This is a genomic window from Corallococcus sp. CA047B (assembly GCF_003612065.1).
Lineage (GTDB): Bacteria > Myxococcota > Myxococcia > Myxococcales > Myxococcaceae > Corallococcus > Corallococcus praedator.
Window position 1 is genome coordinate 1 of record NZ_RAWD01000366.1, and the last position, 8,890, is coordinate 8,890.

An 8,890-nucleotide genomic window follows, 5' to 3' on the forward strand; every position below is an offset into this window, starting at 1 on the left:
GGCCCGGGGGGCGCGCTCCGGACGGCCGGTGACAGCGGCTTCGCGGACCTGGGTACCACCGTCGGGGCTGGGGGCCCGGGCGGGACGGGCGCTGCTCGCGCCTTCGGCGGCCGCGTTCCGGGCGTTCGCTTCGGCGTTGGCGCTCCGGGCTCCGGGCGGAGGGGCGACGGGAGCGTGGTCCTCCTCCTCGTCGTCCCAGGGATGCGAGGGAGGAGCGGCCGGCGGTTGGCGGGCACTGTCGGCCCGGGAGGGCGCGGACGCGCGGGCCTTGGGCGTCGCGGGGCCTGGATCTCGTGATGCGGCCGGGGTGGAGGCGGCGGCCTTGCGCGAGACGGCGGAAGGCGTGGGAGGCGCGGCCAGGACCTGTGAGGGCACAGGCTCGGAATCGGGCTCGATGGGGGCGCCGAAGGCCGTCGTCCGCTCTCGGGGAGGAGCGGAGGGAACGCGCGGATTGCGACCGGTGGCGACCCCCGGAGCTTCATCCTCCCGCATCGGCGCTGGACCACGGACGGGCAGCCCCGTGTCCGACGCCTGCCCCGAACTTGTCGCGGCTCCGCGCGCGGACTTCGAAGAGGAGGCACGGGCCGAAGTGCTCGGCCCAGGTGCGGCATCCGCAAGCGAGGGAGGGCTTTCCGTTGGGGCCTTCACGGCGCCGGACTTGCGGCCTGCCGTGGAAGCTCCGACCGGTGCGTGACTTCCCGAAGGTGCCTTCACGGCGCCGGGCTTGCGCCCCTTCGCCGCGGCATCATCGCCAGGCGTGGGACTTCCCGAAGAGGACTTGAGGGGCACCTCTGCGTTCGGTGACGTGTCCGTTGCCGAAGCAGCGCTGCCAGACGCGGCCTTCGCGGACGTGGGACGACGGAAGCTGTCCTCGCCCGGAGCGGCACCCGACACCGAGGCGTGACTCCCGGAGGGTGCCTTCACGACGCCCGACTTGCGCGCCCCTGCCCCTGCCTCCGCGACCGGCGCGTGGCTTCCCGCCGAGGCCTTCGCGGACGCCGCGCGGGACATCTCCGCCGCATCCTCCGCCCCTGGGGTTCCCCGGTCCGACTTCGAGGAAGACGACTTCGCGCCAGACGCCGCGGACTTCCGGGCCGCACCGTCCTTCGCCTGGACCGGGCGCTGCTCGGCGGCGGGCGAGGACTGCTCGGCCGCGACCAGCGAGCCGACGTCGGTGTTGGACGTCACCTCGTCGGACAGGTCCTTGCTCTTGACCGGGACGCGGCCCGTGGGAACCGGAGGCGCCACGAGCACCGAGGGCGGCGGCACTCCAAGCGCCGGCGCGGGCGCGGTGCGCGGAGGTTCCGGCGGAGGCGGACGGGCGCGCGCATCGCGGGACTTGCGCAGGCTTTCAGCGCGGCGGGCGTAGGTGCGGGCCCGCTCGGTGTTGTGCAGCACTTCGCGGCAGAAGAGCGCGAGCCGCTCCCACATGCGCTGGCGCTCTTCGTCGTCCTCCGTCGCGGTGGCCGCGTTCTCCAGCGCCCAGGCGGCTTCGCCCATCTGCTCGCGCTCGGTACAGCGGTCCGCGAGCAACAACCACGCTTCCTTGTGGCCCGGCTCGAAGCGCACCGCCTGGCGAAGCTCCGCCAGCGCCGCGCCCGCGTCGCCCATGGCCTCCAGCGTGGCCACTCGCTCCAGGTGTGCCTTGCGAGCGGCGGGCCCGCGGGGTTCGCGGGCGAGCTGCGCGTGCAGGAGCTGGCTGAGCGCTGGCAGGTCCCCCAGCCGACGCGCGAGCGCCAACAGGTGCTCCCGAGGCTGTTCGCTGTCCGGGCTCTCCGCGAGCACTTCGGCCCAGGCCCACTGCGCGATGCGCAGATCCCCGAGCGACTCCTCCGCCGTCTGCGCGAGCACCCGCAGCGCATCCAGGCGATCCGGAGCGCGGCGGGGCGCGGCGGCACAGGCGGCGCGAAGACGTTCGGTATGGGCGGGGCGTTCCTCGTCGGAGACACAGCGCACGAGCCCCGCGAGCACCGGCAGCAGGCCCGGCACGAGCGCCTCCGCCGCCTCCAGGTCCTCGCGCGCCTTCGCGGGAGCGCCCATGTTCAGCTGTCGCTCTCCGCGCGTCAGCAGGGCGATGGCCCGGGCCCGGGACGTCCGCGCCCGCTTGATCGCGTCGTCGAGCGCACGGCGCACGAGCGACGCGTCCTCGCGCAGGGACAACAGCCGCACCTGTTCACGCAGGGCGGTGCGCTCACCGGTCAGCTCGACGATCTCCCGGTACATGCGAGCCGCGCCCGCGGAGTCCTGGAGTTCGTTCTCCATCACCTCCGCGAGCCGCGTCAGGGCTTCGGCGCGCGCGGGGGCGTCCTTCGCGCGGTCGGCACGCTTGAGGTACAGCTGGGCCAGTTCACGCCACGCACGGCGCGCGATGAGCTGGGATTCCTCACGCTGCGAGCGGGCCAGTTCCGCGCCCTCTTCCGGCGAGGGCACGGAGGAAGACGCGGCGGCATCCCCACCCGGAGCCGCGTCGGCGCCACTTCCGGAGGGCTTCACCGCAGGGAAGCGACCGGAGTCGCGCGCTGGCGTGGATGACGACGGCGCGGCATCCCCTGGAGGAGGGATCACTTCCGAGGTCGACTCCTCCGCATCGAAAGCGGGATTCGATGCGGCGGGCACCAGCACGGTGGTCCGTCGAGGTGACGAAGCTGGTGGCTGCGCTCGCGATTTCTCATCACGCGCCTGGGGTGACGACAGCGCGTCCTTCTCCGCATCGGCCTTCGCGGGAGGGATGATCTCCGAGGTCGGCTCCTCCTGGTCGAACGCCATCGCCGGGGCGCCGGGCACCAGCACCGCGCTGAGCGGACGCGGCTTCGACTTGTCCGCATCGACCGCCTTCGAAGGCGCACCGGCCACGACCGGCTCGGGCGGACGTGGAAGGATCATCTCCGACGTCGACTCGTCCTCATCGAAGGCGTGCGATGGGGCGCCCTGCACCAGCACGGAGTCGAGCACCCGCGAAGGCTTGCGCCCTGCGGCATCCTTGTCGGCAGCCGTCTTCTGCGAGGACTCCAACGTGCGTGGCGGGATGGACTCCGAAGCCGACGCACCTTCGAGCGACGTTGAAGGTCCCCCGGATACCGACGCCGCTCCGAGCGGAGCTGGAGTTCGCGCCGGTGGAGGCGTGGCCTCTGCATTCGAAGCGAGGGGCGACGGAGCGTCCTCCCTGGCGTCGGAGTTCGTCAGTGAAGAGGCGTCGCGTTGCGAGGACGGAGGCGCTGCATCGGTCGACTTCGCGCCGGGGTGCTTTGACGGAACCTCCGCATCTGACAGCGGAGCGGACTGGGGCAGCGGGCGCGACTGCGCCGTCGGGTGTGCCTCCGCGGCCTTCGGAAGACCCTCTGTCTCCTGTGGCGCTTCGCCCTGAACCGACACACCAGTCGCCGCCGCCTGCGCATCCGGTGGCTGCGTGGTCTTGAACGACGATGCGCTCGACATCGCGACCGCTGCATCGGAGGCGGGCGCCATTTCGACCCGTGAGGGCACGCTGGACGCATCGGCCTTTTCGTCGAGCGCCTGGGTCCTTACTTCGACCTGCGAGGACGCAATCGGTGCCGCAGCGGGCTTCTCAGCGAACGCCTGCGGCACGTCGGCGGGTGAAGGCGCGTTTGATGCGACGCCCCCCTCAGCGGACGCCTGCATCACATCGACGGGCGAGGCCACGGTCAGAGCTGACTTCCCATCGGCGGGAGCCGGCATCACATCGACTGGAGCAGATGCGCTTGAGACAGGCGCTCCCGCATCCAGCGACGGCGTCACACCTGCCGGAGATTCCACGCGCTGAGCAGCGGACTTCTCATCGGACACCTGCGCCATGTCCAGCGGCGACAACTCACTCGATGGGGGTGCGGACTTCTCACCGAGTGATGGCGTCACATCCATCGGCGACGCCACGCCCAGTGCCGCTGCGAGCTGATCATCGGACGGCTGCGCCACGTCCGCCGATGACGATTGGCTCAACGTCGCAGCGGACTTCTCATCGGACGTCTGCGCCGCATCCATCGGCGAGGACACGCCCAGTGATGCTGCGAGCTGCTCTTCAGGCGTCTGCGCCACATCCGCTGGCGACGACACACCCAGCGCCACAGCGAGCTGCTCATCAGACGTCAGGGCCGCATCCGCTGGCGACGACACGCCCGGCGATGCCGACTTCTCGTCGGATGCGTGGGTGGAAACGCCCAACGTGAGGATGGCATCGGACTGAGAAGACAGCCCCTGCTCCAGCGTCGAATTCCCGGCGGCGGACGCCATCGCCTGGACGCCCACCGCAGGCTGTACTGGCGACTCCGACGACACATCCGTGCCTGCACCAGGGGAACGAAGCGAACCAGGCCCGGCAGCCAACGTCGATGAGGCTCCCGCCCCAGCGTTCACATCAGCGACCGCTGACGGAGCCACCTTTCCCTCGCGGGAATCCAGTGACGCCCCGGCCACGTCCACCGACGCACCACCCACCGGTGACGCCGGCTCACTCCCCGTCCGGCCTTCCCTCACGGGTCGGTCCGCATCCGCAGTCACGAATGGCAGATCCGTCGAACGGAACGACATCGCAGCGTCAGCGTGTTCGGACTCCAGAGCCTCTGCTGACTCCAGCGAGTCGAGGGACGGCTCCTCGGACACCGCCGCCACCGGTCCCTCGACCACCGCCGCTTGCGGCCCTACAGCCGGAAGCACCGGCGCCGGCGCGCGCACCCTCTCGGCATCGCTCCCAGCGGAAGGCTGGCTCCCAGCCGAAGCCACCACAGGCGATATCCCTCGCGACCTCTCGGCATCCGCCGTCGACGGCAGCCGCGCCCCCTGCGGAGGCGTCACCACGCGCGCCTTGCCCGGTCCCTCATCCTCCCAGGGAAAGTCCGGCCCTCGCGCCGTCGCCCGTCCCAGCCCCGCCCATTCGCCCAGCGGGACCTGCACCGTGTCCGCTCGCGCGGCCCTCGACGATGCGCCCCGCGCTTCGACGGACACCGTCGGCAACTCCACCACGGTGTTCCCTCGCTCCGGATCCGACAGGGCCAGGGCGGACACCTCCACGGTCTTCGTCCGGGACTCCTCGTCCTCCTCGGCCGTCCGCCGCGACGTCGCGCCCTTCGCCTTCGCCTGCCGCTCGCGCAGCACGTCGAGCACGTACCGGGCCCGGGCGTCGTCGGGCGCATCCATCAGCAGCCCATTGAGCACGGCCGCGGCGCGCGCCTCCTGGCCCGTGCGGCGCAGCACCCTCGACAACTGTCGGCGCACCTCGCGGCGCACCGCGCCCCGCTCGGTCACCATCGCCGCGTCCAGCAGGGTGATGACAGCGCGCTCCGTGCCCGCCTTCAGCGCGCACCGCACCAGCGTGGCCGCCAGCCGGGGCGTCATCGACAGTGAACGGCTGGCCGCGACCAGCCCGGAGTACGCCCGGGCCGCCTGTCCCTCACGAAGCAGGCGGGCAGCGTCCCGGCAGACCGCGTCCGCCGCGCCGAGCACGTCTTCTCCGCGCTGGGCCAGTCCCGGCCCGCGAAGAGGAGGCTCCGGCGTCCCAGGACCCTTGCCGTTTGTCCCGCCACCCATGAAGTCCCCAGTCTACACACGATGCGCGGTGCGGTGGGGCCCCGTCCGCCCCCGCCGGGCAATCCGGGACTCAGGGGCAGACGGGATCGCCGTCCCCAAAGGGACCTTCGGGCATCCGGACCCCCGCCGCGACGAAGAAGGCCCGCAGGTCCTCCGGCACCGCCGCCTCCAACCGCAGCGGTTGGCCCGTGCGCGGATGGCCCAGCTCCAGCGCCTGCGCGTGCAGCAGGCAGCGCGGCGCCAGCAGTCCTCCCGCGCTTCCCGCCCCGCCATAGCGCGCATCCCCGAGGATGGGCGTGCCCAGCGCCGTCAGGTGCGCCCGGAGCTGGTGCGTGCGGCCCGTCCGGGGCAGCAGCTCCACCAGGCAGAACGCCTCGTTCGCGAACAGCCTGCGGTAGTCCGTCCACGCGGGCACGCCATTGGCCGCGCGGGTCGCCCGCCAGCGCCCGGGACGCGACGGGTCCTTCGACAGGGGCAGGTCCACCGTGCCGCCTTCCGGAAGCCCCGGCCCGGTCGCCGCCAGATACCGCTTGCGCGCGGTGCCCTCCCGGAACGCCTCCGCCAGCGCGGACGTGGCCTGCGCGGACTTGCCGAACACCGTCACCCCGGAAGTCTCCCGGTCCAGCCGATGCACGAGCCCCGCTGTCCGGCCCAGGTGCGCCCCCACGACGTCCACGAGGCTCGCACCCACGCGCCCTTCCGTGGGCTGCGCGTTCAGGCCCGCGGGCTTGTCCACCGCGAGCACGTCCTCGTCCTCGAACAGCACGCGCAGCGGCGCGGCCGGCCCGGAGGCCTCCAGCGGACTCTGGCCCGCCTCCTCCAGCACCACCGTCACCACCTGGGCGGCCTGGAGCCGCACGGCCCCGTCCCGCGCCCGCCGCCCCGCCACGTACACCGCGCCCACCTCCACCAGGCGACGCGCGTCCGCCACCGGCAGCCCCAGCTCCGCCGCCACCGCCTCCGCCAGCGCACGGCCCGCGTGCGCCCCCTCGCTCCGGAACGTCCGACGCTTCATCGCAGGCCCCTTCCCGCCACCAGCGCGCGACCGCCCCGGAACGTCCGGCGCCTCATCGCGCACCCTCCCCTGCCACCAGGGGCGTGAGGAGGGCATGCAGGCAGACGGCGGGCGCGGAGGACATGGCGCGACACTCTATGCGCGCGGTCCCTGCCGTGACGCGGGCTTCCTGTTACCTTCCGCGCCGCCATGGACCGTCCCCTGCATACCGTCCGGTCGCGGCTCGAGGATTTCCTCGCCGAGCTGGCCACCCTCCAATACCGCTACGGCGCCGGGCTCGCCCCGGACCTCCCCGTCGCGCGCCTCCACGCCTCGTTCCCGGAGCTGTCCTCGCCGGAGACCTTCGTCGCCGCCAACGAGGCGCTCGCCAGGGCCCGCCTCCGGGACGACGCCCTGGCCGTGCGCCGCATCACGCTGGTGCGCGAGCTCATCGCCACCCAGGTGGAGGAGTCCCTCGCCGCCCGGGCCGGGGAGGCCGTCATCGCGGCGGAAGCGCATTCGCACATCCCCGCCGACGACCAGACGCTGTCGTTGGCCCAGGCCCTGGCCCAGATTCCCCGCGAACAGAACCGCGCCCGCCGAGCCCTCCTGGAGAGCGGCGCCGGCAACTTCCTCTGGGAGCACCGCGGCGCCTACGGAGACCGGCGCGACGCCGCCCTCCAGGCCGCGGAGCTGCTGGGCTTCCCGAACTACCCCGCCCTGCGCCAGGACGTCACCGGCATCGACGCCGGCAAGCTCGCCGAGGCCGCCGAGCAGACCCTGCGGGCCACCGAGGACGCCTACCGCGACGTGCTGGGCTACGTGCTGCGCAAGCTGGAGCCCAACCTCCACGCCCTGCCCGGCGGCGAGGCGCGGCGCCACGACGTCCAGGCCGCCCTGCGCGCCCCGTGGATGGACGCGCACTTCCGCCGCGAGGACACCGTCCCCGCCGTGATGCGCTGGCTGTCCGACTGGGGCCTGCGCCCTGACGCCGGCGGCCGCATCCGCCTGGACGACGAAGCCCGCCCGGGCAAGGCCTCCCGCCCCTTCGTCGCCGCCGTGCGCGTGCCCGACGAAATCCGGCTCGTCCTCCAGCCCCGGGGCGGCATGGACGCGCTGGGCGACCTGCTCCATGAGCTGGGCCACGCCTGGCACCTGGCCCACGTGGACGAGGACGCCCCCACGGAGCTGCGCCGCCTGGGCGACGCCTCCGTCACGGAGGCCTACGCGGCCACCTTCGAGCGGCTGCTCCTGTCACCGCCCTGGCTCAAGCGCTACCTGAACCTGCCGTCCGGTACCGTGAAGGACGTCATCCGGCTGGCCGCCTTCCAGGCCCTGGCCGTGCTGCGGCGCCACTGCGCGAAGCTGTCCTACGAGCTGTCCCTGTCCACCAGGGGGGCCTCCGCCGACCGCGCGGACGAATACGCCGACGGCCAGCGCCGCGCCCTCTTCGCGCAGCCGCACCCGGGCTTCTTCCTGCATGACGTGGACTCGCAGCTCTACGTCACCCGCTACCTGCGGGCCTGGGCCCTGGAGACCCGGCTCACCGCGCACCTGCTGGAGCGGTTCAACGAGGACTTCTGGCGCAACCCCGCGGCCTTCGCCTGGCTCAAGGGGCTGTTCGCGCGGGGCGGCGCCGCCGACGCTGAGGGACTGGCCACGGAGGTATCGGGCACGCCGTTGGCGTTGCCCGAGGCGGGAGCGCGCCTCGTGGCCATCCTCAACCAGTAGGGGCTTCACGCCCCCTGTGGCACAAGCCGCGCGCCTACTTCTTCTTGGTGCGCAGCGCGCGGACGATCTTGTCCTTCGTCGCGTTGGCCGGAGCCTCGGGCGTCCGGACCGCGGCGGGCGCCTTGGAGGCGTTGGCCGCCGTGCGCGTCTGGCCGGTGCGCGCGCGCATCGCCTTCATGAGCTGCATCTCGATGACGAGCAGCTCGTCGGCCAGCTCCGCGTTGGCACCCGCGGCGCGGGGCAGCGGCGCGTTCGGGCTGGAAGCACCCGCGCCATGCCGCATGCGCAGGGCCTTCTCCTCTTCGGCCGTCAGCGTGGTGGACTTCTCCATCGCCGCCTTGACCTCTTTCGCGGTCAACGTGCTACTTCCGACCTTGCGCTCCATCTCCGCTCCCTTCGTTGTGCACGCCTGAACACCCGAGCATGTCAGATGCGTCTGGGCCGCAACCGACGAGGATTGTAGGGGACGCAAGAGGGACGTCAAAATTTCTTCCAACAGGTCGCTGCCAATCTGTAGCGACCCACCCCACCTGCTACAGGCGCATCCCCATCCCCAGGAACAGGGACGTCAGGGTCTGCCGGTCGCCGGAGAAGGGGTCGCCGTCGGCCGCGAAGTTCTGGTAG

At 72.6% G+C, this 8,890-nt stretch carries 4 protein-coding genes; 1 reads left to right on the forward strand and 3 read right to left on the reverse strand.

Annotated elements, in window-relative coordinates; translation table 11 throughout:
• Both D7X74_RS43285 and D7X74_RS35790 read right to left on the reverse strand, forming a co-directional pair.
• On the reverse strand, positions 1–5,541 hold a 5,541-nt coding region (locus D7X74_RS43285; protein ID WP_158622345.1), incomplete at its 3' end, for a hypothetical protein.
• Positions 5,542–5,611: 70 nt separating this feature from the next.
• On the reverse strand, positions 5,612–6,556 hold the full coding sequence (locus D7X74_RS35790) for an RluA family pseudouridine synthase (RefSeq protein WP_120537476.1): 945 nt from the start codon (positions 6,554–6,556) through the stop codon (positions 5,612–5,614).
• Positions 6,557–6,745: 189 nt separating this feature from the next.
• Here D7X74_RS35790 and D7X74_RS35795 point away from each other — a divergent pair, with 189 nt between their 5' ends.
• Positions 6,746–8,266: a peptidase M3 gene (locus D7X74_RS35795; RefSeq protein ID WP_120537477.1), complete on the forward strand. Its 1,521-nt coding sequence runs from the start codon at positions 6,746–6,748 to the stop codon at positions 8,264–8,266.
• A gap of 34 nt (positions 8,267–8,300) precedes the next feature.
• On the opposite strand, the gene D7X74_RS35800 is transcribed toward D7X74_RS35795, so the two are convergent.
• Positions 8,301–8,651, reverse strand: a complete 351-nt coding sequence (locus D7X74_RS35800; protein WP_120537478.1) for a hypothetical protein — start codon at positions 8,649–8,651, stop codon at positions 8,301–8,303.
• Positions 8,652–8,890: the final 239 nt, after the last annotated feature.